The sequence below is a fragment of the Lactobacillus delbrueckii subsp. bulgaricus genome (assembly GCF_046938665.1).
GTDB classification, from domain to species: Bacteria; Bacillota; Bacilli; order Lactobacillales; family Lactobacillaceae; genus Lactobacillus; species Lactobacillus delbrueckii_C.
Map to the genome: position 1 here is coordinate 205,496 of NZ_JBKZCD010000003.1, position 24,610 is coordinate 230,105.

Genomic DNA, 24,610 nt, shown 5'->3' on the forward strand with positions numbered 1-24,610 from the left:
AAAATCTTTTTTAGCCCTTGATGTGCACCAGGGTGTACTTCTTCTTGCCCTTACGGATGATGACGAACTTGCCGTCAAAAGCAGCCGCCGGGTCAACTTCAAAGTCGGTGTCCTGGATCCGGTCGCCGTTGACATAGATGGCGCCGTTGTTAACGTCTTCTCGTGCCTGCCGCTTGGATGATTCAATCTTGGTGTCAACCAGGAAGTCAACCAGGTTCTTCTTTTCTGCCCCGCTCTCAGCGCTTGGCGCCTTGGCCAGGGCGATTTCTACCTGCTTGGTGGTCAAGTCCTTCACGTTGCCGGAGAAGAGGGCCTCAGTGACCATTTGGGCTTCCTTCAAGCCTTCTTCGCCGTGAACGAACTTGGTTACTTCTTCAGCCAGGCGCTTTTGGGCTTCCCGCTTCCAAGGTTCAGTCTTGACCTTTTCTTCCAAGGCGTCGATTTCTTCGTGGCTGAGGAAGGTGAAGTACTTGAGGTACTTGATCACGTCCCGGTCGTCCTGGTTGATCCAGAATTGGTAGAATTCGTAAGGACTGGTCTTTTCCGGGTCCAGCCAGACAGCACCGCCGGCGGACTTGCCGAACTTGGTCCCGTCGGCCTTCAGCATCAATGGGATGGTCAAACCGAAGGCTGGCCGGTCTGCCCCTTCCAGGCGGTGGATCAAGTCGATCCCGGCCGTGATGTTACCCCATTGGTCAGCCCCGCCGATCTGCATCTGGACGCCGTGGTCCCGGTTCAGGATGTAGAAGTCGATGGCTTGCAGGATTTGGTAGGAGAATTCAGTGAAGGAGATCCCATTTTCCAGTCGGCTGGCTACCACTTCCTTGTTCAGCATGTTGTTGACCTGGAAGAGCTTGCCGTAGTCGCGGAGGAATTCCAGCAGGGTCATCTTGCCCAGCCAGTCACGGTTGTTGACGATGCGGAAGTTTTCCGTGCCAAAAAGCTTCACCATCTGCGCCGTCAAAGCTTCTTCATTGTGCTTGATGGTTTCTTCAGACTGCAGGACGCGTTCAGTTGACCGGCCGGATGGGTCACCGATTGAGCCCGTGCCCCCGCCGATAACGATGACTGGCTTGTAGCCGGCCAGCTGGAATCTCTTCAAGATCATGAAGGGAATCAAGTGACCGATGTGCAGGGAGTCACCCGTCGGGTCAGTCCCGCAGTAAAGGGCCAGGTCGTCATGCTTGGCCAGGTAATCCCGCAAGCCTTCCTCGTCAGTTTCCTGGTTGATGGCGCCGCGCCATTTCAAATCTTCCAAAATGTCAAAATTAGCCATTTCTGCCTCCAAATAAAAAAGTCCCCGGATCAAAAGATCCAGGGACGACTAAATTCTGTCTTAGCCGTGGTACCACCCACGTTCGCACAAAGTGCCTCTTGGGAGCTTCTTAACGGGGTTCTCCTTCCCCGCGCTGTATTTCGTCTGCCTGGCCTGTCTAGCTCGCACCAACCGCTAGTTCTCTGAACGCTGAACCAGGCAGCTACTTCGCTGTCGCGTTTTTATAAAAATAACATGAATTCGCCTTAGGGTCAAGCCTATAAAAACCAGCGGGCCAAAAATCTGCTCCTGCGCAAGAGCCAGACGATAGCCAGACTGCTGGCAAAAATCAAAATTACCAAGCCAGGCAGCCAGGCAGAATTACTTGCCGCCAGCTGCCAGACAGGCGTCTTGCCCCAGTAGTAAATCAGCAGCGGGTGCAGCAGGTAAATGCCCATGACAGACCCGGCCAATTCCCCTAAAACTTCTTCTGACCAAAGCCGGGGCTTGAGCGTCTGCAGGCTGAGAAAAAGCGCGCTGCTCTCCAGCAGGACAAAAAAGGAATTATAGCTGTACAAGGTCAGGCGCAAATGACCGGCCTTCGCCGTCAGCCAGCCAGACAAGCCGATTGTCACTCCAGCCCCCAGCAGGCCCAGGGCCTGGACAAAATACAGGTTACGCTTGCTCATGTGGGCCTGGCTAAAGTAGTAGCCGGCCATGTAGTAGCCCCCAAAGCCCATTACCGTTTGCAGGTCCAGCTTGCCCAGCAGGCGGTTTAAAGCAGCAAGCGCGTCAGCCGTATGCTTGGGCGCGTTTGGCCAAAGGCGGATTAAGTCCAGGCCGGTCGGCAAAAGCCAGGCAAAGAGCAGGGCCAGCAAAAGGTAGTATTCGAGAAGCTGCCGTCTTCTGGCTAGCGGCCGCAAAAGCGGCGTCACCAGGTAAAGACCGGCAATCATCGGCAGATACCACAGGTGGTCATAGCTGCCGATCAGGAACTTAGCCACGGTCACCAGGTCGCCCCCCTTGGCGAAATAGTACCAGCCGCAGTAAATCAGCTGCCAGATTAAGTAGCTGACTACGATCCGGCGCAGGTATTTCTTAAAAAGCTTTTCCCAGCTCAAGTCAAAATCCGGATTCAGAAAAATGGCCCCGGAAATCATGATAAAAACCGGCACGCAAAAGCGGCTCAAACCGTCCCAGAAGTTGAGGATCTGCCAGTTTAAGCTCGCGTAATCCTGCCGGTAGAAGTTGAGAGACGTGGCCACATGGATAGTGATTACCCCGAAAATCGCCAGCAGGCGGAGGTAATCGAGATAGGCGACGCGCTGTTTCTGAGCCATCATTTCCCCCTTTTTATTTCAAAAAACAAAAAAAGGGACTAATCCTCTTTAGTCCCTTTTCTTGCAATAAATCAAATTATTTCTTCATGGTGTAGAAACCCTTGATCTTCAAGGCATAGGCTGAACCAGCCGTCATGTCGTATTGGATCATTTCGTAGTCCTTGAGCAGGGCTTGTTGTGAGCTAGTCAAGGTCTTCGGGTCAACTTCCTTGCCCTTCTGGTCAACCAGGGTAAAGCCGGTGTCATCGCTGTAGCTGATGGTCAAGGCTGGCAGCTTCTTGTGCACTTCAGTTAAAAGTGCCTGGTAAGCCGTAACCTTGCTGCCCGTTTGTTCCAGCATCATGGCGATGAAGTCACTGGTGTTGACGTAGTTGGTCTTAGAAGTCAGTTTAGCCTTAGCCCCGTGCTGACGGGCGTACTTGTTGGAGTAGATGAAGTAGCGGGTCGAGTGCATTTGAATCGGGTACTTAGACGTGTATGACTGGGAAACGATTGACGGGTAGTGGTCACCGTAGAAGACCATGGTGATCGGCTTCTTGATCTTGTCAATCTGCTTGATGAACTTCTTGACCGCCTGGTCAGTGTAGTGGGTCCCCATGATGTAGGTCGCCGCTTGCGTTCTGATAGTGCCGTCGTCAAAAAGATCACCGGAAATCTTGCCGGCATAGTAGTTCTTCGGGTACCAGTTGTTGTACGGCATGTGGTTCTGAATTGAAATCAGGTTGATGAACTGGCCGCCCTTGCGGGAGTTGATCTGCCGCAAGCCGTTGGCGTAAGTCGTGAAGTCGGAGTTGTAGGAACTGGTCCCCAGCTTCTTTTGGTCCACGATCTTGTACTTGGAACCAACGTAAACAAACTTGTTGAACTTGAAGCGCTTGTAGTCTTCAATTCTTGAGTAGTAAGTCCCGATGAATGGGTGAACTGCTGAAGAGTAATTGAAGTTGGCCCCAATGGTTGGGTAGTACTGGTACTGCGGCACGACTTGGACATAAGGAGTCAAAGTTGTGCTGAAGGAGCCCATGTTAAAGCCAGTCAGTGATTCCCATTCCATGTTGGCCGTACCACCACCGTAGCCGGCACTAAGCATGCTGCCGTAAGTGGTCGTCTTCTTCAGTGAGTGGATGTAAGAAATCGGATCCTTGGTCCCCTTGGCGAACTTGATCGTCGGGAAGGTATATGGATCGATGAAACTTTCACTCAAGTTAAAGATCACGGTCTGCTTGGACAAATCGTTAGTCCGGGTCTTGTTAATCTGGTCAGCCACCTTTTGGTACTTCTCATAGAGCTTCTGAATCTGGCTCTTGGAGTAGTTGCTTGGCTTGTCCATGATCTGCAAGTCGATGTAGTTGAGGAAGTTCAAAATCGGCCCGTTAACCTGGATATCTCTTTCCGGGTTCCGGAAGGACTGCTTGTTGTCAAAGGCCCGGTTCAAGCGGTAAATAGCTGAGCCTTGGTGGTTAAACCACTTCGGCGTCATAAAGAGGGCCAGGCTGGCCAGGGCCCACAGCCCCCGCCGCTTCCAGTTGCCGCGCTTCTTGACCTTGAACTTAACTTCGCAGAAGACCATCAAGGCAATAACAGCAGCCAAAGCCAGCAGGATCATGATCAAGGTCTTCTGCCCCCCGATCATGCTCAGCAAACTGTCAGCGTTGGTTACTTCAGACAGTTCACTTGGGTAGATTGGCTCGCCCCGCAGGTCAAGCTTGATCTTGTTGGCAACCGCCCAGGCGATCACGACCGTGGAAGTCGTGATGAGGGAAACCCAGTATCTGGTCGTGACGAAGTAAAGGATGGTGAAGAAGGCGTCAATAAAGATTGTCGTCAAAATCAAGGCCCCCAGCTTGGTCCCAACCAGCCAGACTACGGCGTTGACGTTGGAAGCAGTCGTGATCTGGATCCGCATATTGTCGGATTCAACCAAGAAGGAAGCAAAGGACAGGATAAAGAAGAAGGTCCAAGTCAAAAGGTTGGTCCGGTGGTACTTCATCCAGCCCCAAAGGCGGTTAAAGGCCCCTTCAGCCGCTGCCCCGAAGCTCTTGCTTTCATACAAGAAGCGGTTGACCCGCTTAACTGGCTTGAAGCGCCACAAGTAGCGTTCAATCAGCCAGTGCCAAGCAATAGCAATGGCCAGCATGATCAAAATCGTGATCATCCGGTTCAATTGCCGGCTGCCCGTGCCGTACTTAAATGAAGTCACGAACTCGGAGGTAATTGGCGCCTGCATGAAGACAATCAGCGGAACCAGGAAGTCCAGGTCCTTTGCTTCCAAAGCCTTAATTGCCGGCCGGGCAATAGCAAAAGCGGCCAAGGCAATAATAAAGATGAAGGGTGAGGTCACGTTGAGCAGGAACTGGTAGTTCCATGATGACGGGTTGGCCCGCCAGGACATGATCTGTGACCAGTAAACGGCGTTAAAGCCGGCTACCCCGACGATTACCAGGCCAAGGGAAAGGATACCGGCCACAATAAAGATGACCGTTTGCTTGACGGAAAAGTCAACCTTCCCTAAGAACATCCCCCAGGCAAATGGCAGAGCCAGGTAGAGACCATAGATGGAGTAGTTCATCTCGTAAGTCCCGGCTGACAGGGTAAAGCCCAGCAAGGTCAAGGCGATCAAAATGATCAAGCTCTGCTTCTTGCTGAACTTCTCCTGCCAGTCAAAAATGACCGGCTGCACCAACAGGGCAAAGATGATCCCCGTCATCATGACGACCGTTGACGTCAAGACCGGGAACAGCATCCCCCAGAAGCGCCAGGCATTTAAGTGCCATGGCTTGGAGATAAAGAAGACAAGGTAGTAGGCCAAGAGGGTTACTTCCATGATGGTCCAGGCCTTGAAGCCTTCGTTAAAGCGCAGCTTGCGCTTGCTGTAAACGGCCCCGAAGACCATTGGAATAAACCAATAGGTCGCGCTTTCCACGATTAGCGGCAGGTGGCGCAGGTAGGTAATTGAGCTTTTCAGCATGCTGCTTCTGAAATTAAACATTTGCAGCAAAAGCACCAGAGCCGCCAGTACTAGAAAGCCGTACTTCAGCAGGTTATGAGTTTTTCTGGATTGTGTTTGTTCACTCATCGATATCGGAATTATTCTCTTTCTTTTGCAAATTCATTATCCATTATACCCAGCTTTTTTTAAAAAATGATCAAGAAATCATTTCAAAATTCCCAATTTCTTCTTGATCGTATACAAAATATCGACCCGCTTGCCATGGCCCGTGAAAAAGTCCCGGATATCGTAGCGGAACTTGAAGGCCATGACCGCCGTCATGATCAAGAAAACCAGGCCAGGCTCAAGTGACCTGGTCAGCTGGTAAATACTGAAAGACAGCATGAAAACCAAAGGCGGGATGGTCAGGTTCTGCATGATTGCGGTCAAGACCAGGGCTATTAAAAGAGTAATAAGCCCCGCCCGCCAGTCGTAGAGGACCGTGACCATGGCCGTCACGGCCACCGCCTTGCCCCCCTTAAAGTGGTTAAAGACCGGGAAGCAGTGGCCTAAGACCACGCCCAGGCCCGTATAAGCCGTGAGCAAGTGCTGCTGGTAGATGGCATAGACCAGACAAATGGCCAGCAGGGTCTTAAGCAAGTCGCCGATGCAGGTCAGAATCCCCGCCTTCTTACCGAAAACCGCCCCCATGTTAGCCGTGCCCGGGTTGCCTGACCCGTACTTGGTCGGATCCTTGTGCAGGTAGTATTTGCCCACGAACATGGCGCTGATGAAGTTGCCAAACAAATAGCCGATAATTACTGCAAAAAATTTGCTAAGCACCTTTAATAGCCCCCTGAAAACGGATTGGTATTGTAGTTGTAATTATAACTGTAGCTATAAGTCGTATCGTAATTTGTGCTGCCAGAGTAATCTGTACTGCCGGAACTCGTGCTGTAGGCAGTTGTACTGCTGGAAGCCTGGCTGCTGGATTTAGAGCTAGAGCTGGACTTTGAACTTGTCTTGCCGCTCTTGACGCTGTCAGCCGTCGTGCCCGGATCATAGACCGTGTAGTTCTGGGTCTCGCCGCTGCCAAACTTAAAGCCAGCAGTCTCGTTTAAGCTATTCAGCTCGGTTTCCCGGTTGGAGACGGTCGCCGTCTTCAAGCCCAGCAGCTTTCTGATCTTGTTGGAAATCCGCTGCAGTTCACTGGTTGGCGCGATTTGGTAGGCCGCGTCGCTAACATAAGCACTGTAGCCGTGCAGGTAGTCGCTGTCGCTAGAAGAAGTGCAGTCTGAGTAGTTGGCCAAGATCGACTTCAAAGCCTGGAAGTTTAAGTTGGTCTTCACGTTTGATGACAGGTTATTGGCAATCTTGCTGAAGTTCGTCAGTGAATCTGCCGTAGCCAGCTTCTGGACCAGCTTGGTGATGACTTCCCTTTGCCGCTTTTGCCGGCCGTAGTCACCCTGCGGGTCATCATAGCGCATCCGGCTGTAAGCCAGAGCCGCCTGCCCGTTTAAGTGCTGGCGGACCCCCTTCTTGAAAGGAAAGCCGCTGTAGGTAAAGGTCAGAGGCGGCGTCACGTAAATCCCGCCGACATAATCGACCAGCTTCATCAGCCCGCCCATGTTAACCAGGGCATAGTACTTGACCGGAATATTCAAGAGGTTAGAGACGGTCTGCATGGCCATCTTGGCTCCGCCGATCGAATAGGCCGCGTTAATCTTCTGCACATCGTTTGAATCATCGCCAACCATGTCAGCCATGGTGTCCCGCGGAATCGAGATCATCGTGTAGTTCTTCTTCTTCGGATTGACCACAACGACGATGATCGTGTCAGTATTGCCGCGCTTTTCCGTTCTGTCCAAGGCCCCAGTGTCGGTCCCTAAGAGCATGACGGCAAAAGGCTTCTTGCCGTTGAATTCGCCATAGGTCGTCTTAACCGCGTTTTCTGAGTCATAAGCCTTGTTGGCCGCCTGCTCAGCCGTCTTGTACAAATGGGCGGCATACAGGCCCACTCCGGCCGCAATCGCGCAGACAACCGCCAAAATACCGATGATCCAGTTGCGGATCCGCTTCTGCTTGCGCTTTCTGGCATGCTGCCTGGTCTCAGGAATGCCCAGCTTGTCTTCTTTCTTCATAAATTGATACCTACTTAAAAAATGACATTAGTCTGTATTATAGCAAAAAAGCACCGCCAACTTTTGCCTGCTGCCTTTTCTTATTGAAATTGTAAAAAACAGCCAAAGCGGGCGCGCGATATTTTCCGTAAGTATCCCTGTGCACAACTTTCCTATCTAAGCTATCATCTTCGCAAGCCATCTGTCAATCCTTAATCAGTCCAACAAAAAAAGCGAAGCCGGAGCTTCGCTTTAATCAGGGAAAGAGGACTTAGTCCAGCTTTTCCTTGCTTACAACGTTCAACTTGTCGTCGAAAGTGTAAACGACTGGTTCACCAGTCTTCATTTCAACATCCATGATGTCTTCGTCAGAGATGTTTTCGATGTACTTAGTCAAGGCACGCAGTGAGTTACCGTGAGCAGCGATGATCACGTTCTTGCCAGCCAAAAGGTCTGGAGCAATGTGGTCTTCCCAGAATGGCATAACTCTGTCCAGAGTAACCTTCAGGTTTTCTGCCTTAGGAACGATGTGTGGGTCCAAGTTTGCGTAACGACGGTCGTTAGCTTGGCTGAATTCTGAGTCGTCAGCCAAAACTGGTGGCAAAACGTCGTATGAACGACGCCAAATGTGAACTTGTTCGTCGCCGTACTTTTCAGCAGTTTCAGCCTTGTTCAAGCCTTGCAAAGCGCCGTAGTGACGTTCGTTCAGTCTCCAGGACTTAGTTTCTGGAACCCAGAGTTGGCCGCTTTCTTCCAAAGCAAAGTGCAAAGTCTTGATCGCACGGGTCAAAACTGAAGTGTAAGCTTGGTCAAATTCCAAGCCGGCTTCCTTGATCAAACGACCAGCCTTCTTAGCTTCTTCAACACCCTTGTCTGACAAGTTAACGTCAACCCAACCAGTAAATTGGTTTGAAAGGTTCCATTCACTTTGACCGTGACGGATTAAAACTAATTTAGACATTAAAAAATCTCCTTTAGCAAATTAAACGTTTCACTAATTATTATACGGCCTCTCGCGGCCTTTTCAAAGTCCTAAAGGCAAAAAAAGCACTTTTTCTGACTGGAATCGCTAACAATTAGTCAGTGATTTGTTAGAATTGAAGGATAAGGATGTGATTCATACTATGCCGTCAAAGAAAAAGAAAATTCACCTGCTCACCCTTCTGGCCCTGGTCAGTCTCTTTTTAACCGCCTGCGCCAAGCCCAGCCCCCAGAGCCTGGTCAAACAGGCCCAGCAGAGCAAGATTGCTAACTTCCAGCTGAAGATCGACGAACATTATTATACGGGAAATAAACCAGTCCGTTTTTACGGCCAGATCAACTACCAGCGGTCTCCCTTCGTCATGCAGGCGGACTTAACCCAGAGCGGGGACCAGAACGTCAAGATGTGGGTGGGCCAGCGCTATGCCTATGTCAAATACTATAAAGACCAGCAGGAAGCTTGGTACAAGGCCAAGCTCAGCCAGTTCACGACCATCTCCCACTTCCAGCAGCTGGTCAAGGACATGGACACCCTGACCCTCAGCCAAAAGAGCGCCAAGCTTTTTTCCGTCAGCCGGATAAAAAATGGCTGGCGGCTCAGCTACACGGGCAAGAGCCAGCGCCTCTGGCAAGAGATCACGGAAACCAACGGCCTGGCCAGCCTGTCTAGCGACAGCCAAATGGCCAAGGCTAAGCTCCAGCAAATCAAGATGACCATCGACTTCAGCCAGAAAAAGCAGCTGACCGGCCTGGCCATCTACGCCAAGTACAAGGTCAAGGGGCAAACCAGCTCAACCAAGCTGTCCATGCTCAAGGTCAACCAGCAGAAAAAACTGGCCATCCCCAAGACGGTCAGCAAGAATTCCGTCGACGTCAGCCGGCTGAATAAATAGAAAACAGACAATACAAAATGTAAGGTACAAATTAAGGAGGCAAAAAAATGCAACTCGGTATTATCGGCAGCGGCAAGATCGTTAGAGACTTCCTCACTGCCCTTCCCCTGCCCGGCTTAAAATTAGCCGCTATCGCCACAACCAAGCGGTCAGCGGCCACCGGCCAGGAACTGGCTGACCAATACGGCATCAGCAGAGTCTACGACGACTACCTGGAAATGCTCAAAGACAACCAAGTTGACACGGTTTACGTAGCCACCCCTTCCTCCATGCACTACCAAATGTGCCTGGACTCTTTGGAAGCTGGCAAGAACGTGATCTGTGAAAAGCCCTTCGTCTTCACCACTGAAGAAGCCTTAGAGCTCAAGCGGCTGGCCGACCAGAAGGGCTGCCTCATTACCGAGGCCATCACCAACCGCTACCTGCCAGCTTTTAAATCTTTGGCCAGTGACTTGCGGCTTTTAGGCCCGGTTCACGTGGTCAGCCTCAACTACACCCAGTACTCTTCCCGCTATGACCGCTTCCTGGCCGGCGACATCGCCCCGGCCTTCAACCCCCGTCTGGGCGGCGGAGCCCTCTTGGACTTGAACGTCTACAACATCCACTTAGCCGTCAGCCTTTTTGGGGCGCCTTTGGACGTCCACTACTTCCCTAACCTGCAAAAGGGCGTCGACACTTCCGGCGTTTTAGTCCTGGGCTATGACGACAAACAGGCCAGCTTAACCGCGGCCAAGGACTCCCAAGCCTTTGCCCACAACCCCTCCCTCATCGCTGGGGAAAAAGGGGCGATCAGCTTTATTGGCAGCCCGGGTGACATCAGAAGCTACCGGCTGGAAACGGCAGACGGGCAGACTGACAAGGACTTTGACCCTGACCTGCACCGGATGATCCCGGAATTCACTGAATTCATCCGGATCTTTGACCAAAAGGATAAAACTGCTGCTGACCGGGCCTTCGCCCACAGCCTGCAGGTCATCGCCGTCCTGGAAGCAGCCAGGGACTGCATGCCTTAAGGAAAAAGCAGAAAATAGCAAAAACAGAAAGATAAAGAGATAGAGAGATAGAGAGATAGAGAACTAAACAAGAAAAATCGCTTTGCCGGCTGGCAGAGCGATTTTTTGATATAGTCGTTTTCTATTCCCGGCTCAAAAGCTGGTGAATCCGGTCGGCTTCCCGCCAAGGGCCGCTGTAGATCAGTTCGTCGCCCGGCTCGATCACGGTTGACCCATGCGGGGAAATCCACTTGTCCCCCCGCCGGATCCGGGAAACGGTGATCTGGTCGACGAAGTCCCAGTCCATCAGCTGGCGGCCGGTGTAGGCCGAGTTTCTGACCACCACGTCGTACAGGGCATTGTTGGTGTCCGTGATGATCCGGTAGACGGCTGGTGATTCGATCAAGGCCCGGAGCATGGCCCCATGCAGGTTGTTGAAGGCAAACAGCTCGATGCCTTCCTCTCTGAGCTGGTCGACCGTATCAGCCACAACCTTGCCCTGGCTGACGATAACCCGCTTGACCCCAGCCTGCTTGGCTGCCCGGCCCACTTCCAAATTGGCCTGGTCGTCAGTGAAGGTGGCCACGAAGATGTCGGTGTCAAAGGCCCCGGCTGCTTCTAAAGTGTCCAGCTTCCGGTCAGGCAAAAGCTTCAGATTCTTGACCTTGCTCTTGTAGGTGTCGTATTTTTCCTTCCGGCAGGTCAGAACCTGAACTGAATACCAGGAGTCGTGCAGGTCCTGGTAGACGGTCATGGTCACGGCATTGAGGCCGAAGATCACGACCTTTTCCTTGATCTTGTCTTCTGGCGTCAAGGCAAAAGTTGCGTTGAAGACGATCGGGCAGGCGATGCAGACGATGACCGCCGCCAAAATGAAGGCGCTGGACTGGGTCGCCGTGATGGCGTTCAGCTTCCGGGCTACCTGCAGGGTCGGCAGAACGATCGTGATCGTCGTTGCCGTTAAAAAGCCCCCGGCAAAAGCATTCCGCTTGTTAAAGGCCCGCATGTAGGTCAAAGTAACCGGCAGCTTGGCTAAGAAGAAGCAGATGACCAAAACCGGCAGCAGCATCAAGGCTTGCGGGTTGGCGAAGAGCAGCTTCAAGTTGAGGTTGACCCCGGTCCGGATAAAGAAGATCGGGATAAAGAAGCCGTAGCCGATGGAAGTCAGCTTGTCCTTGGTCGCCTGGGTTGGCTCCAGCAGCTTCATGACCATCCCGGCCAAAAAGGCCCCCAGGATGTTTTCCGCCCCAACCTGCTCTGCCACCGTCACCAGGGCAAAAATCAGGAAGAAGGCCAGGCGGACGTCCAGCTGGGTTGTAGCCTTGGTCACCTTGGCAAACCACAGGTAAGGCCGCTTAAAGCGGCGCAAAAGAATAATCGCGGCCACAAACAAGAGGATGATCAGCCAGAGCTTGCGGGCATCCCCGCCGTTAACGGTGGAATAGATGGTCAAAAGCAGCAAGGGAATAACTTCCCCCATGACCGCCGTCAGCAAGATCGTTTGCCCGATCGGCCGGCTCAGGATTTCTTTTTCCTTTAAAGTCGCGATGACCACGCCTAAAGCCACGGTCATAAAGATGATCGAAGCCAGGGCTACGTCGTTAAAAAGACCCAGGGCCTTCATCCCTAAAGCCAGCAAAATCGAGGCCACCGCTACCCCGCCAAAGGCGAAGGCAGCCACGACCATGGGCTTGACCTGCTTGCCGCTCTCTGACTTCCGGGCCCGGGTATGCTTTTTCGGGCTCAGCAAGTCAAAATCGATTTCCATCCCTGACAAAAACATCAAGACGATGACCCCCAGGTTGGACAAAAAAGTCAGCTGGGAAGTCTGGGTAATCAGGTTCAAACAGCTCTTGCCCATCAAGATCCCGACGATGATCTCGGCCACGGCGGTCGGCACCGTGGTCACCCGCAAGCGGGCCATGACGATCGGAATCACCAGGGCCAAGAAGACCGTTAAAAACAGTGATAGTCCTTCCATGCTAAAAAGTATCTGCTGCAAAAAACGTGTGCAATGTAGCCAAATAGTAATATTTGACTACGTATGTCCAAAGACATGAATACAGACATTTTTCTTATTGCCGTCATCACCGGTATTCCGATATCCCAACAAGGGGGTAACCGCATTGACCAGCGCAAGTACCGAAGCACCACTCTTGCAACTTCATGGAAAGGCTCTCGCCAATCCTCGGGTACAGCCAACCCGCATGACTAAGGCCAGGGCCTTAGCCATTAATTCTCCTTTCTTTGAAATTTATAGCGGATGATTTAATCCTGGATGCTCAGTCAGCGCTAAAAGACTGAGCACCGCATTCTTGTCCCGATCTACGACCTTATTGTAGTTCGGGCATTTTTTGTTATAGCAGACGTACTCATTGTGTTTAGTACCATGCTTCTTGTTTCCGTAAAGGGTGATCTTGTCATCACCTTTTTTGACATTACCACAAGCCGCACAACGCTGAGTAGACGGATACAGCTTATTTGCCAGAATAAGTTCCTTACCATACCAATCGCACTTGTAGGTCAAGATCTGCTTAAATTTACCAAACATCGACCGGTGAACACCTTTTGAAGCTACGTGGCTCATCAGCATGCCCTTGACCGACAGATTTTCGATCACGATCTTGTCGTAGTCATTGACCAGTTCGGTTGTAAACTTGTGCATCAAGTCGTTTTGAATATTGTTTGCCTTGCGATAGCATGCTTGAAGCTTGGCTTTCGTCTTCAAGTAGTTCTCGCTTTCACAAGCGGCTTTTCCATTTTTGACTTGCTTTTTGGCAAGCTGCCTTTGATAGTGCTTGATTTTTTTATAAATTCTATCAAGCTTCTTAGGCAGTACGTTCACCCGGCCACCCGTGTAATCAAAGTGACCAACATTGACGTCAACCGCGGTAGCTTTACCTGTTTTGTCTGGCAACTTAACATCTTCAGCCTTGATCTTATACGGGATGGCAACGTAATAACGGCCTTTTTCTTTGAAGTAGCTGACAACACCAAATTCATCTGACAAAGGCTTTTCGCTCAGCTTAAAGCCACGCCATTGATCTTTTGGAACGCTGCTTTCTTTTGCCCGTTCCAAATAAAGAATCCCATCTTTGATCTTGCTTCGGTCACTTTTGAAGCCTTGTCTGGCTTCCCGCTTTGAGCGAAATTTTGGTTTGCCCCAGCCTGGTTGGGCTTTATCAAAGAAATTGTTCCAAGCCTTACCCAAATCAGAAATTGCCAGTTGCAGAATCCGGGCTGACTGTGTATACTGCCAGTCTTTTTTATCAGCAACTAACATATTACGAACTCTTCGTTCACTCGGCGAAGGCTTTGCTTTAAGCAACACTTTCTTCTCTTCGGTCAGCTTTTTGGAGTCGGAGTCCAAAGAAGATTTAAGCGCTTGTCTTGCCTTGTACATTTCATTCCACAAGGCAAGGCCTTGATTCCAGCAATAGCGGCGATAGTCACAAGCTTCATCCAAAACTCTTCTCATAGTCTTGTTGGGATGTAGTTCATAGACTCTTGTCTGAATTAATACAGCTGGTACTTCTCCTATCTGTTCCGCCATTTAATCTCACCGCCTTTCAGAACCATATCATTTCAATCTTTTTTCGAGGAATATTTTAGCACGTATTCCTGCGATTTTCCAAACATATGTTTCTAAATGCAACGAAAATTTGGGCTCTAACCTAAAGAAAAGTTTCGGAATTCCCTACGCTAATTCGGCTTGGCACCTATCTGTTTACTCTTACATATAATCAAGCACATTAAACACGTTTTTTCACCACTAGTATTATGCTCCTCACTAATTACAGTTTTTTCTAATTATACAATAATCGCTAAATTAAGACAGAAAAACGGACCCAGGCTAAACCTAAATCCGTTCCTTATCTTCAATTAAAAGTTGCCGGCCTTGATGTACAGGGCGGTTTGGCCGGAGAAGCCGACCATGTAGTAGTACTTGCCGCTAAGCTTGACCCGGCTGCCGTAAGTTACGACGGCCGTGCCTTTAAGGCGCTTAGCTTCGTTCCAGTTCCGGGCTCCCTTGACCGTGTACACGTAAGCGTTGTGGGTCAAAGTACGGCTGGTCCCGTCGATGTTGCGAGCCTTCACGTACTTGCCTTCAGCGTACTTGTAGTACTTGGCGTTGCCGATCGTCACGGCTGACCCGTAGAACTTAAGGTAAGAACCTGCAGTCAGCTTGGCCGTTGACAATTTCTTGCCAGAAGCGTCATAGCTGTAAGAGTTCCGCATCAAGCGCTTGGTCGTGGCGGTTTCCACTGGCTTGGCTTGGAAGTTGCTTGCCTTAACGTACTTAGCCACATTATTGCTGGTAAAGCCAGTCATGTAGTAGGCCTTGCCCTTGATCTTGACCTGGCTGCCGTAAGTCGTGACCGCAGTCCCCTTGAGGAGCTTGGCTGTTGACGTCTCCCGGCTGCCAGTGCTGGTGTAAGTCCAGGCATTGCCCGTCAAAGTCCGGCTGGTCCCGTCGATGTTGCCAGCCTTCACGTACTTGCCTTCAGCGTACTTGTAGTACTTGGCGTTGCCGATCGTTACGGCTGACCCGTAAACCTTAAGGCTGCTTCCTGCCTTCAAAGTCTTGACGGCCAGCTTCTTGCCAGAAGCATCATAGCTGTAGGAGTTCCGCATCAGCTTGACAGTCTTGGTTGATACTGGCTGGGTGGCTGGTGCTTGACTGGAGCTGTTTGAACCACTGTTGTTGGTATTATTGTTTGTATTATTGTTTGTATTATTGCTAGTGTTATTGTTGTCTCCAGTGTTTGAACCAGTATTAGTGTTGCCGCTGTTGCTGCTGTTGCTGCTGGTTCCCAGCTTGTTGTAGTAGTAAGTGATCAAGCTGTAGAAGTCGCTCATGGAGTAACCCCATTTAGCAAAGTAGCCGTCCGGGTCCCCGTGGTCGGTCCCGCCCAGGTACTGGGAGACTTCATTGTGGGACCAAATGGTGCCTGTCCCGCTCTTACTTGCCCGGGATGGGGTCAAGTTGTATTGGTGCAAAAGAGTAGCGATGTAGTAGGCATCGTTGGCTACGCTCTGCACGAACTTGGACCGGGTTGAAACTTCACAGAGCTCAATCTGGATGTAGCGGACGTTGGCCACTGGCCCTGCTCCCCAAGTACCATAGTCAGTTGACATCAACTGGATGGTCTGGCTGTTGTCGACCACGGCGTGGACGTAAGAGTAGACGCTAGTCCAGTTGTTGTTGAAGTAGCGGCCTTCATCCCAGGCCGTAGCGCCAGGAGTCGCTGTTTCGTGAACAACGATCCCTTCCGGCTTGCCGACCCCGTTCCGGTAGCCGAAGCGGCTGCCGTACTTCTTGCCATTGGCCACGCTGTTGAACTGGTTATATGACAAACCTGCCGCCTTGAGCAGGTTTTCCAGAGACTTGGTGCCGCTGTAAGTCTTCTTCTTGGCATCACTGTTGATTGAAGCCTGGGCCGTCTGTCCCTGGCCAAAAGTAAAGGCCAGGCCGAAAGCTGCCGTTGCCGCCGCCGCGGTAAAAAATCTTCTAAATCTCATTCAGTTTTCTTCCCCGTCTGCTTAAAAGTTGGCCTTCTTAACATATTGGTTAAGACCAACGCTGTAATACTGCTTGCCCTTGATCTTCACGCTGCCGCCGTAGACAGTGTGGGTGCTGCCCTTGAGCCACTTGGTCTTGCCAACCCGCTTGCCCGCATTGTTGTAGATGTAGGCATTGTGCTTGAGCTTGCGGCTGGTCCCATCAAAATTGCTTGCCTTGATGAACTGGTCAGCGCTAGCGGAGTTGACCCGGTAGTACTTGGCCCCGTTGATCGTAACTGACCCGTAAGTCGTCACGCTCTTGCCAGCCTTGACCGACTTAGCCGTGCTCTTGGCACCGGTACTGGTGTAGATAGCTGCTGAGTGCATCAGCACCTTCATTTGCCCGGAAACGCTAGCGGCATTGTCAGCACTTGGCGCTTGGGAGCTGCCAGTGTTCAGGCTTTCGCCGTTGATCCAGCCCAGGCCCTTGAGGTACATCCGCTTCTTGCCATTGTAGTAAGTGTAGGTCTTGGTAACCGTTACCGTTTGGCCGGCGGTCACGTAAGACTTCTTTGGTGAAACAGAGTGGTCAGTCGGGTAGAGGTAGGTTGCCCCGGACTTGGCTACCTTGGCCGTGTAATTAGTGTCGGAGTAAACCGGGTCATACTTGGTCAAGTTGTAGGTCCCGATGTGGCTGATCAGCTTGTTGGCGTAGTTCTTGTCAGTCGCGTAGCCGGCAGCCTTGATGGCTTTAGCGGCAGCTGAAGCGCTTGAGGCATTTTCCAGCCAGGTCTTGCTGTAGCGCAAGCTGCCGTAATTGCCCAGGGTCGTCCGCATCTTCAAGCCGTAGTCGTCAAAAGATGCCTGGTAGCTGCTGTACTTTCTGAAGGCAGCCGTAATATAGTAAGTCTTGCCGCTGGAAGTCTGTTCAGCTGTCTTGACGCTATAGGTTGCCCCGGTCCAGCCAGTAGCCTTCATCCCAAAGAAGTTGTTGGCCTGGGTGGACAGAGTTGAAGTCCCCCAGCCAGATTCCAAGGCAGCCTGGGCCAGCATCAAAGAGGCGTAGACGCCGTACTTCTTGGACGTCTTCTGCGCCTGCAGGCTGACCTTGCTTAAAAAGGCATCACTGGTGGCTGATGCCTCAACTGCCTGATTTGAGAGAAACATGTTGTTGGTCACTGGAACGGCGACGGAAGTCAGCATCGCTGCGGTAGCAAGTCCAGTCAAAAATCTTCTCTTCATTAATTTCCTCCTAATAATTCAATCGTAACCTCTATTGTATGTGCTCAGCGCTCTAGTTACAATCGAACGCGCATTCTGTAAAGTAAAAGTAACAATTTTCCTAAGCAATTACAATTTTTATAGGAAAAAACTGCTTTTCCCCCCTTTCCAAGCTAAGGGCGAAGCTGCATAAAACATAAAAAGAAAAGAGGCGGCCAGGCCGCCTCTTGGGTATAAATTTCGCATCCGGCTAAAGCGGCCAGATCTGTCTAATGATTACTATCGTCAAACACACCCGTAACAGTACGTTCAATATAGTTTGCAGCCAGCGGCTCAGCATAGAGGACCTCCCCTTCCTTGACGAATACGCCCTCGCCGGCGATGGCGGCCGCGGCCTCCCGGACCACGTCCGCGCTCAAGCCCTTGACCGCGTATGGCAGGTTCAGGCTCTTCTTTTTGCCGGCACTGGACTTAAAGGTTAATTGCAATTCGGTAGTCGTAGTCATGATTTTTTCTCCTGTTTCTTACTCAAAAATTTTCATCTGTAGTTTCCGCGTCAAAGAGTTAGGCCAAGGTCAAATTGTGCTTTTGGACCAGGGTCAAGGCAGTCAGTTCGTCGCCCTGCAGCTTGCTGATGGCCTGGCCCACCTTGACCAGGCTTTCCGGGCTGGCGTCCAGCTTGACGTTTTGCAGGCTGCGCTGCATCTGCCCCTTGTCATACTTTTCGGCCTTGAAGGTATATTGAATGCTTTGGTCAGCTAAAGTAAAGTTCATTTTTTCTCTCCTGTTTCTATAAAAAATCAATCTTGCCGCGAAGCAGCGGGCTTCGCTCCGGCCGGCCCCGGCGCCTTGGGCCTGCACTGATACTAACGTTTCAAGAAGCAAAAGTCGGCCACTTTTTGTTAAGGAAGCATTACAAGTTGGGCCAGCCGGCTAAAGCAGGTGGCTGATCTGGTATAATTGGGAAGATTAACGAGGAGGTTATTTATGAAAAAATCGACTATCTGGTCCATCGTTGTGGTGGCCGTACTCGCCTTGGGCGGGGCTGGCGCCTACTTCTACTCCAGCCAGCAAAAGCAGAGCCAGGAGCAGACGGCAAGTTCCAGCTACTCCAGCCACATGCAGGCCGGCAAAGAGGCCGTAAAAGCCAAGAAGTACAGCCAGGCCGCTGATGAATTTGACCAGGCCTACCAGGCTAAGGCAACTGCCCAAGCCAAAAACTACCAGGCCCAGGCCGAAAACCTGGCCGACTCCGTGAAACTGGCCAAGACGACCGTCAAGTACGCCAGCGCCTTGAACCTGGCCCAAAAGGCCCAGGAGCAAGATGGCGGCTACAGTGTCATGACCAGCCAGGCTAAGAAGCTGGTTAAACAGCTCAAGGCCGTCAAGGACAACTACGACAGTGAAATCAAGCCGCTCTTAAAGAAGGCAGCCAAGGCCATGGAAGACAGCGACTACGACAGCGCCGTTTCCACCTACAGCAGCATCTTAGACCTGCCTTACATCAACGGGGCTTACTACGCCAAGGTCCGGTCTAACGTCAAGGACCTGCTCAAGGAAGCCAAGAGCAAGCAGGAAGACTCCAGCTCCAGTTCTGAAAGCTCTAGCTCAGACTCTTCAGACTCTTCCAGCAAGTCCAGCAGCAAGGAATCCAGTTCCAGCTCATCTTCTGCCGCTTCCAGCTCAGCCAGCTCTTCCAGCAACCAGGCTGAAGGGTCCGGGACCAGCAACAATGACAAGGTCGGCGGCAGCACCGTGACCAGCCGGGACGTCCAGCAGATCCGCACCCAGCTTGACAACCTGGGCGAAAGCACGGCCGGCTGGAGCCCGCAGGACTTGATCAACCTGTTCAACTACGCCTACCAGCAGGGCCACACCACCATCGACTCCATCACCAAGGATGACGTCGAAGGCTACCTGAAGTCAGGCAAATAAGAAATAATTCAGCGCCAGGCCTTGATTTATGGGGGCCTGGCGCTTGCTTTCTGACCTTAAAGCCGTTAAAATTACTATTGACTTTATAGACTTTTATTTAAAAAGGAGCTACAACTTTGGCAGAAGAAGAAAAGAAAATCCGCAGCAATGAAGATATGTTCAAGATCGTGATGCCTGAACCAGAACGCGTAACCATGCCAGCACGCGAAGTTGCCGACCAGCCGGCTTACCTGGTCAACTTCGCCAACTTCTACGTTTCTTCTTTCGAACGCGACGACCTGGAAATCATCAGTGAATTTGACGAAGACCACAATATGGTCAACATCAACCACTACCTCCTGCTCAACCAGCCATTCTCCCGCAAGAACCTGGTCAAGCACGTGCTGATCGACCACGCCCACAATTTCCAAGCCATCCTCGACAAGATGACCGCAGAAACCGGCGTTGACCCGGAAGCGATGACTACTTACGAAGACTGGAGCAACTGGTACGAAGGCGTTCGCGCGAAGATCGAAAGCAGTTTGTCCTAAAGGGCTTGAAACTTTACTCCAAATATAAGAAAATTACAGTAAAAAGAATGTCTCCTGGCATTCTTTTTTTACTTGTTAGATCTAAACAAAAGCTTTAAAGTTATTGTTGTATATCACAGACTTTTTAGTTTGAGGAGTATTTAATTGCTATGGAAGAAGAAAATAAACGCAATCGCATGACGGCCGCTGGCCTCTTGATCGCGATTGGGATTGTCTACGGCGACATCGGGACCAGTCCCCTGTATGTCATGAAATCCGTAATCGCCGGCAACGGCGGGCTCAATACGGTCGGCCGGGATTTGATCATCGGGACCATTTCCTTGATCCTGTGGACCGTAACCCTGCTCACGACGGTGCAGACCGTGATTATCGCCTTGAAGGCAACCAACCACGGCGAAGGTGGTATCTTCGCCCTTTACGCCTTGATCAGAAAGAAGGCTGCCTGGCTGGTCTGGCCGGCCTTGATCGGCGGGGCCGCTATCCTGGCCGACGGGACTCTGACCCCGGCCGTGACGGTTACCACCGCCATTGAAGGGCTGAAGGGGCTGGAATTTGGCAAGGGCAATGTCCCGGTCAGCAACCAGACCACGGTCTTAGTCATTACTATTGTTATTTTGCTGGTGCTTTTCTCCATCCAGCGGATGGGGACCAGCATCATCGGGAAGGCTTTCGGTCCGGTCATGTTTGTCTGGTTCGCCTTCCTGGGCGTTATGGGCTTGATCAACATCGGCGGCAACTGGTGGATCCTGCAGGCCTTGAACCCTTACTACGCGATCAAATTGCTCTTTAGTCCTTACAACAAGGCGGGCTTTGCGATCTTAGGGTCCATCTTCCTGGCCACCACGGGGGCCGAAGCCCTTTACTCCGACGTCGGCCACGTCGGCAAGGGGAACATCATCGGCTCCTGGCCGTTTGTTTTCGTCTGCCTCTCCCTGAACTACTTCGGGCAAGGGGTTTGGATCTTAAACAACACCAACCTGCACTCAGCCACTGAAATCAACCCCTTCTACGCCATGATTCCGGAAAACATCCGGCTGGCGTCAATCGTTCTGGCTACCCTGGCCGCGATCATCGCTTCCCAGGCCCTGATCACGGGTTCCTTTACCCTGGTGGCTGAATCCATCAACTTGAAGTTCCTGCCGCGGATGAACATCCTCTACCCATCTGATGAAAGAGGGCAGATCTACATCCCGGCCATCAACAGAATGCTGGGCATTACCACCATCGCCCTGGTTCTCTTCTTCAGAACCTCAGCCCACATGGAAGCAGCCTACGGTCTGTCCATCACCATTTCCATGCTGACGACCACCATCCTGCTCTACGAATGGCTGGTGCTCAAGCAGGGCCACAACCTGGCCAACCTGCTCTTCGTGATCTTCTTCAGTACGATCAACATCCTCTTCATGGGGTCCAGTCTGAGCAAGTTCACCCACGGCGGTTACGTATCACTGCTGATCACCCTCTTGATCGCTGCTGTCATGGTCGTTTGGTACTTCGGCAACAAGGTCCGGGACCAAAACGAAGCCGGCAATGCTTATGTCCGCTTGGATGAATACACGGACATGCTGACCGACCTCAGCCACGACGACAACTACCCGACTTACGCTGACAACCTGGTTTACATGGCCAATGTCAAGTACAACAAGTTCATCAAGCGGGAAGTCCTCTACTCAATCCTGGACAAGCGGCCTAAGCGGGCCCGGGCTTACTGGTTTGTCACGGTCAACGTGACCAACGAGCCGTTTACCGCTGAATACGCGGTCAACACTTTTGGCACCAAGAACGTGATCAACATCCAGCTCTACCTTGGTTTCAAGAAGCAGACCAGCGTTAACGTCTACCTGCGCCAGATCGTCCACGACTTGATCAAGGACAACACGATCGAGGCCCAGCCGCAGGAATACACGACTACTCCTGGCCGGGACGTCGGTGACTTCAAGTTCGTCATTGTCAACGACGTTATCTCACCTTCGACCACCCTGTCTTCTTACAAGAAGTGGCTGGTCAAGGCCCGCGTCCAGCTGCAGAACCTGTCGCCTAACCCGGCTCAATGGTTCGGCCTGGAATTCGCGGACACGGTCATCGAACGCGTGCCTTTGATCCTTGGTAAGCAAGAGCCTGAAAGAATCAAGCGGGTTGCTCCGGTTGACTACAGCAAGACCATGCTGAACAAGAAGCAAAAGGACAAAAAGAAGTAATTAGTAAATAAAGAAACGGCAAGCAGTTGAAAGCTTGCTGTTTTTGCTTTTAGAAAGTCTTAAACACTCTAGAAAATTACAAACTTTTTTTCATTGAAGCAAAGCAGATTGATCACAGCTTTTTTACAAAGGGCCGTTATTATATAACCATAGTCAGAAGCAAGAAGTTGCTTCTCCTATAGGAATTAATTTTTCTTTTTCTTTTCCTCTTTTACACACACATATATTAGACAAACACACAGCAGCAGAAAAGCAGTCATTGATGGAATGACTGCTTTTTTGTTGCTTATGAAATTTTATGAAAAACTACCAGATCTTGACCCGGTCTTCCGGAGCCAGGTACATCCCGTCGCCCGGCTTGACGTCAAAGGTCTCGTAGAATTCGTCCTGGCACTGGGCCTGGACATTCGCCCGCAGAGGGCCTGGCGCGTGCACGTCAACAGAAACGATCATCTTGATGGCTGCTTCCAGGGACTTTTGCGCCCAGACTCTAGCCCAGTTGGCGTAAAAGTCTTCCAGGCCCTGCCCTTCTTCCTTGCAGGCGGTCATGGCCGCGGTCAAGCCGCCCTGGTCAGCGATGTTTTCGGACACGATCTGCTTGCCGTTCAAAGTGGTCGGGCCGAACTTGAGCCCGTCAAAGAGGGCGATTTCCGCCTTGGTCCGGTCAGCAAATTCCTTGTAGTCAGCTTCGGTCCACCAGTTCTTCATGTTGCCGAATTCATCGAACTGGGCCCCGTTGTTGTCGAAGGCGTGGGAAACTTCGTGGGCGATCACGGCCCCGATCCCGCCGTAGTTGGCTGCCCGGCTCTGATCAGCACTGTAGAATGGTGCCTGCAGGATGGCCGCTGGGAAAGTGATGTCGTTTCTCTGCGGGTCGTAGCAGGCGTTAACCAGGTTACCTGGCATCAGCCAAACAGTCCGGTCAACCGGCTGGTGGAGCTTCTCCAGGCTGTACTTGATGCTTTCCTGGCTGGCGGCCTGCAGGTTGCTGTAAAGGCTGCCGCCGGCTGAAGCCGGGGTAACCTGGAGGCGGTTGTAGATGTCTTCAATCTTGTCCGGGTAGCCAACCTTCAAGATCAAGGCCTGCAGCTTGGTGATGGCCTTGTCCTTAGTTGCCTGGGAGAGCCAGTCATTCTTGGCCAGCCGGTCCTCGTAGACCTTCAGCATCCGCTTGATCATGCCCAAAACGTCTTCCTTGGCCGCGGCCCCAAAGTAGGTCTGCCCGTAGTAGACGCCGACAACTTCGCTGAAAGTGCTGTTGGCAATCCGGTAGGCCTGCTTGATCCCGCTGGCCAGTTGCGGCTGGCCGGTCAAAGCCTGGCTGAACGGGAAGGCAGCTTCTCTGAATTCTTGCGACAGGGAGGAAGCCACGTCATTGATGAACTTGACCAGCATCCAGCCCTTGATTTCGCTGAAGCTGGCTTCGTTCAAAAGACCTTCTGCCTGGTCCAGGTAGCGGGGTTCCGTGTTGATCAAAACTTCTGGTTCTTCGCCAAGGAAGCCTGTTAAGAACTGGCCCATGTCAAAGCTGGTGAACTTGCCCTTGAAGTCCGCCAAAGAAATCGGGTTGTACATGGCCGGGTAGTCAGCCCATTCTTCGCTGGACTTGACCACCTTGGCCAGGCGCTGGTCGTAAGCCAGGGCCCCGTCCACATATTCAGCGGCTTTTTCTGCGCTTACCCCGGCCATTTGGAAGAGCTTGAGGGTCTGTTCTTTTAACACGCCCAAGAGTTTTTCCGCGTCCGGGCTTTCGTAAGTGGTCGTGTCCGGCAAAAAGAGGTGGGGCCCGCCGAAGTAAACCGTGTTGACCTTGGTATTCTTCATATCCGCGTCAACGGAGAAGGAGAATGGGAGGTCAAAGCCTTCCTTGGCCAAGGCAGCTGCCGCGCCTTGCAGGTCAGCCCAGCTGTTCAAGCCTTCCAGCTTCTGCAAGTCAGCCTGGATAGGTTCGGCTCCATCAGCGTTCCGCTTGTCAAAGTCCTTGGCCAGCTTGTAGAGTTCAACGGCCTTGGCCAGGTTCGGCAGGTCCGGTACTTCCTTTTCCCCGCTGGCAAAAGCCGCGAAGTCAGCCATCAGGCTCTTTTCCACGTTTTCAGCGATTTGGTCAAAGCTCCCCATCCGGGACCGGTCAGCCGGGATTTCCAGCTGGTCCAGGTAGTCAGAGTTAACGGCCAAATACAGGTTGTCCTGCGGGCGGGCAGTCTTGTCAACGACAGTCGTGTCGCCGCTGCCGCCGCGGACGGCAAATTTATTGTTCAATATTTTTTCCTCCTTTTTTCAGCTAGCAGTTGTGTTGGCGCAGGTCGCACTGGGCTTCAATTTCAGCCTTGGCCTGGTCAGCAGCTTCCGGCCAGATTGGCTCTAAGCCCTGGTCCTTTAAGAAGCCTTCCCAGTCGGTAAAAATTTCCCCGTCTTCCTTGACGCAGGCCGGAATCCCCGCGCTGCCCTGCTCCTTAGCGTGAGCAAAGGCGGGACTGGCATCCCGCAAGCGCAAAAATTCCTTGAAATCCGGCATGGTGGCGAAAATATTAACGAATTCGTAGTCGATGCCGTACTTTTTAAAACTGGCCTCACAGGCGATGCAGTCCGGACAGATTTTTGTCCCGTAAACCTTAAGCATGTTTTTCCTCCTTTTCTCACTATCTTCTTATTTTACCCGTTAACTGCTTCCCTGTTCAATCAAAGTGCAAAAAAATAAGGCCGGAATGAAAATC

Annotated in this window: 19 protein-coding genes; 5 read left to right on the forward strand and 14 right to left on the reverse strand. The window is 51.7% G+C overall.

The annotated features are described in order from the left end of the window. Positions 1–10: 10 nt before the first annotated feature. The 6 genes from tyrS to ACLUXO_RS03715 all read right to left on the reverse strand — a co-directional run bounded on the left by tyrS (position 11) and on the right by ACLUXO_RS03715 (position 8,602). The gene (tyrS, locus tag ACLUXO_RS03690) at positions 11–1,276 is read right to left on the reverse strand and encodes a tyrosine--tRNA ligase (protein ID WP_412136361.1); all 1,266 of its coding nucleotides are present in this window, start codon (positions 1,274–1,276) and stop codon (positions 11–13) included. 257 nt (positions 1,277–1,533) lie between these two features. Further along, complete coding sequence (locus ACLUXO_RS03695; protein WP_412136362.1) at positions 1,534–2,595, reverse strand: acyltransferase; 1,062 nt, start codon at positions 2,593–2,595, stop codon at positions 1,534–1,536. Between the two features lie 76 nt (positions 2,596–2,671). After that, positions 2,672–5,668, reverse strand: coding sequence for an LTA synthase family protein (locus ACLUXO_RS03700; protein ID WP_412136363.1), 2,997 nt, complete (start codon positions 5,666–5,668; stop codon positions 2,672–2,674). 78 nt (positions 5,669–5,746) lie between these two features. Next, entirely contained in the window at positions 5,747–6,364 is a 618-nt protein-coding gene (locus ACLUXO_RS03705; RefSeq protein ID WP_412136364.1) for a glycerol-3-phosphate acyltransferase, read from the reverse strand. A gap of 2 nt (positions 6,365–6,366) precedes the next feature. Next, on the reverse strand, positions 6,367–7,662 hold the full coding sequence (locus ACLUXO_RS03710) for an LCP family glycopolymer transferase (RefSeq protein WP_412136365.1): 1,296 nt from the start codon (positions 7,660–7,662) through the stop codon (positions 6,367–6,369). A 250-nt stretch (positions 7,663–7,912) separates the two neighbouring features. Then, on the reverse strand, positions 7,913–8,602 hold the full coding sequence (locus tag ACLUXO_RS03715) for a 2,3-diphosphoglycerate-dependent phosphoglycerate mutase (RefSeq protein ID WP_002877893.1): 690 nt from the start codon (positions 8,600–8,602) through the stop codon (positions 7,913–7,915). 163 nt (positions 8,603–8,765) lie between these two features. Here ACLUXO_RS03715 and ACLUXO_RS03720 point away from each other — a divergent pair, with 163 nt between their 5' ends. Next, the gene (locus ACLUXO_RS03720; protein WP_412136366.1) at positions 8,766–9,515 is read left to right on the forward strand and encodes a hypothetical protein; all 750 of its coding nucleotides are present in this window, start codon (positions 8,766–8,768) and stop codon (positions 9,513–9,515) included. Positions 9,516–9,562: 47 nt separating this feature from the next. Further along, positions 9,563–10,528, forward strand: coding sequence for a Gfo/Idh/MocA family protein (locus ACLUXO_RS03725; protein ID WP_412136367.1), 966 nt, complete (start codon positions 9,563–9,565; stop codon positions 10,526–10,528). A 121-nt stretch (positions 10,529–10,649) separates the two neighbouring features. Here ACLUXO_RS03725 and ACLUXO_RS03730 read toward each other — a convergent pair whose 3' ends face one another. The 6 genes from ACLUXO_RS03730 to ACLUXO_RS03755 all read right to left on the reverse strand — a co-directional run bounded on the left by ACLUXO_RS03730 (position 10,650) and on the right by ACLUXO_RS03755 (position 18,007). Further along, positions 10,650–12,488: a monovalent cation:proton antiporter family protein gene (locus tag ACLUXO_RS03730; protein WP_412136368.1), complete on the reverse strand. Its 1,839-nt coding sequence runs from the start codon at positions 12,486–12,488 to the stop codon at positions 10,650–10,652. Between the two features lie 273 nt (positions 12,489–12,761). Continuing rightward, positions 12,762–14,060, reverse strand: coding sequence for an RNA-guided endonuclease InsQ/TnpB family protein (locus ACLUXO_RS03735; protein WP_412136369.1), 1,299 nt, complete (start codon positions 14,058–14,060; stop codon positions 12,762–12,764). 329 nt (positions 14,061–14,389) lie between these two features. Next, on the reverse strand, positions 14,390–16,030 hold the full coding sequence (locus ACLUXO_RS03740) for an SLAP domain-containing protein (protein ID WP_412136370.1): 1,641 nt from the start codon (positions 16,028–16,030) through the stop codon (positions 14,390–14,392). A 21-nt stretch (positions 16,031–16,051) separates the two neighbouring features. After that, a complete protein-coding gene (locus tag ACLUXO_RS03745) occupies positions 16,052–17,254 on the reverse strand; it encodes an SLAP domain-containing protein (RefSeq protein WP_412136371.1) in 1,203 nt (400 codons plus the stop codon). Between the two features lie 248 nt (positions 17,255–17,502). Further along, positions 17,503–17,739 (reverse strand): DUF2922 domain-containing protein, encoded by a 237-nt coding sequence (locus tag ACLUXO_RS03750; protein ID WP_003614496.1) that lies wholly within the window; start codon positions 17,737–17,739, stop codon positions 17,503–17,505. Between the two features lie 58 nt (positions 17,740–17,797). Continuing rightward, positions 17,798–18,007 (reverse strand): DUF1659 domain-containing protein, encoded by a 210-nt coding sequence (locus tag ACLUXO_RS03755; RefSeq protein ID WP_412136372.1) that lies wholly within the window; start codon positions 18,005–18,007, stop codon positions 17,798–17,800. A 213-nt stretch (positions 18,008–18,220) separates the two neighbouring features. Here ACLUXO_RS03755 and ACLUXO_RS03760 point away from each other — a divergent pair, with 213 nt between their 5' ends. The 3 genes from ACLUXO_RS03760 to ACLUXO_RS03770 all read left to right on the forward strand — a co-directional run bounded on the left by ACLUXO_RS03760 (position 18,221) and on the right by ACLUXO_RS03770 (position 21,896). Next, positions 18,221–19,168, forward strand: a complete 948-nt coding sequence (locus tag ACLUXO_RS03760; protein ID WP_412136373.1) for a hypothetical protein — start codon at positions 18,221–18,223, stop codon at positions 19,166–19,168. A gap of 116 nt (positions 19,169–19,284) precedes the next feature. Beyond that, positions 19,285–19,698 carry a hypothetical protein gene (locus tag ACLUXO_RS03765; RefSeq protein ID WP_003614494.1) on the forward strand — a complete coding sequence of 138 codons (414 nt, stop codon included), beginning with the start codon at positions 19,285–19,287 and terminating at the stop codon, positions 19,696–19,698. Positions 19,699–19,847: 149 nt separating this feature from the next. Then, positions 19,848–21,896, forward strand: a complete 2,049-nt coding sequence (locus ACLUXO_RS03770) for a KUP/HAK/KT family potassium transporter (RefSeq protein ID WP_412136374.1) — start codon at positions 19,848–19,850, stop codon at positions 21,894–21,896. 306 nt (positions 21,897–22,202) lie between these two features. Here ACLUXO_RS03770 and ACLUXO_RS03775 read toward each other — a convergent pair whose 3' ends face one another. Both ACLUXO_RS03775 and ACLUXO_RS03780 read right to left on the reverse strand, forming a co-directional pair. Then, the gene (locus tag ACLUXO_RS03775; RefSeq protein ID WP_412136375.1) at positions 22,203–24,155 is read right to left on the reverse strand and encodes a M13 family metallopeptidase; all 1,953 of its coding nucleotides are present in this window, start codon (positions 24,153–24,155) and stop codon (positions 22,203–22,205) included. A 22-nt stretch (positions 24,156–24,177) separates the two neighbouring features. After that, entirely contained in the window at positions 24,178–24,516 is a 339-nt protein-coding gene (locus tag ACLUXO_RS03780; RefSeq protein ID WP_412136376.1) for a glutaredoxin, read from the reverse strand. Positions 24,517–24,610: the final 94 nt, after the last annotated feature.

Coding starts and splice junctions, on each gene's coding strand:
- tyrS (WP_412136361.1), bottom strand. CDS start 1,276: ATGGCTAATTTTGACATTTTGGAAGATTTGAAATGGCGCGGCGCCATC.
- ACLUXO_RS03695 (WP_412136362.1), bottom strand. CDS start 2,595: ATGGCTCAGAAACAGCGCGTCGCCTATCTCGATTACCTCCGCCTGCTG.
- ACLUXO_RS03700 (WP_412136363.1), bottom strand. CDS start 5,668: ATGAGTGAACAAACACAATCCAGAAAAACTCATAACCTGCTGAAGTAC.
- ACLUXO_RS03710 (WP_412136365.1), bottom strand. CDS start 7,662: ATGAAGAAAGAAGACAAGCTGGGCATTCCTGAGACCAGGCAGCATGCC.
- ACLUXO_RS03715 (WP_002877893.1), bottom strand. CDS start 8,602: ATGTCTAAATTAGTTTTAATCCGTCACGGTCAAAGTGAATGGAACCTT.
- ACLUXO_RS03720 (WP_412136366.1), top strand. CDS start 8,766: ATGCCGTCAAAGAAAAAGAAAATTCACCTGCTCACCCTTCTGGCCCTG.
- ACLUXO_RS03725 (WP_412136367.1), top strand. CDS start 9,563: ATGCAACTCGGTATTATCGGCAGCGGCAAGATCGTTAGAGACTTCCTC.
- ACLUXO_RS03730 (WP_412136368.1), bottom strand. CDS start 12,488: ATGGAAGGACTATCACTGTTTTTAACGGTCTTCTTGGCCCTGGTGATT.
- ACLUXO_RS03735 (WP_412136369.1), bottom strand. CDS start 14,060: ATGGCGGAACAGATAGGAGAAGTACCAGCTGTATTAATTCAGACAAGA.
- ACLUXO_RS03740 (WP_412136370.1), bottom strand. CDS start 16,030: ATGAGATTTAGAAGATTTTTTACCGCGGCGGCGGCAACGGCAGCTTTC.
- ACLUXO_RS03745 (WP_412136371.1), bottom strand. CDS start 17,254: ATGAAGAGAAGATTTTTGACTGGACTTGCTACCGCAGCGATGCTGACT.
- ACLUXO_RS03750 (WP_003614496.1), bottom strand. CDS start 17,739: ATGACTACGACTACCGAATTGCAATTAACCTTTAAGTCCAGTGCCGGC.
- ACLUXO_RS03755 (WP_412136372.1), bottom strand. CDS start 18,007: ATGAACTTTACTTTAGCTGACCAAAGCATTCAATATACCTTCAAGGCC.
- ACLUXO_RS03760 (WP_412136373.1), top strand. CDS start 18,221: ATGAAAAAATCGACTATCTGGTCCATCGTTGTGGTGGCCGTACTCGCC.
- ACLUXO_RS03770 (WP_412136374.1), top strand. CDS start 19,848: ATGGAAGAAGAAAATAAACGCAATCGCATGACGGCCGCTGGCCTCTTG.
- ACLUXO_RS03780 (WP_412136376.1), bottom strand. CDS start 24,516: ATGCTTAAGGTTTACGGGACAAAAATCTGTCCGGACTGCATCGCCTGT.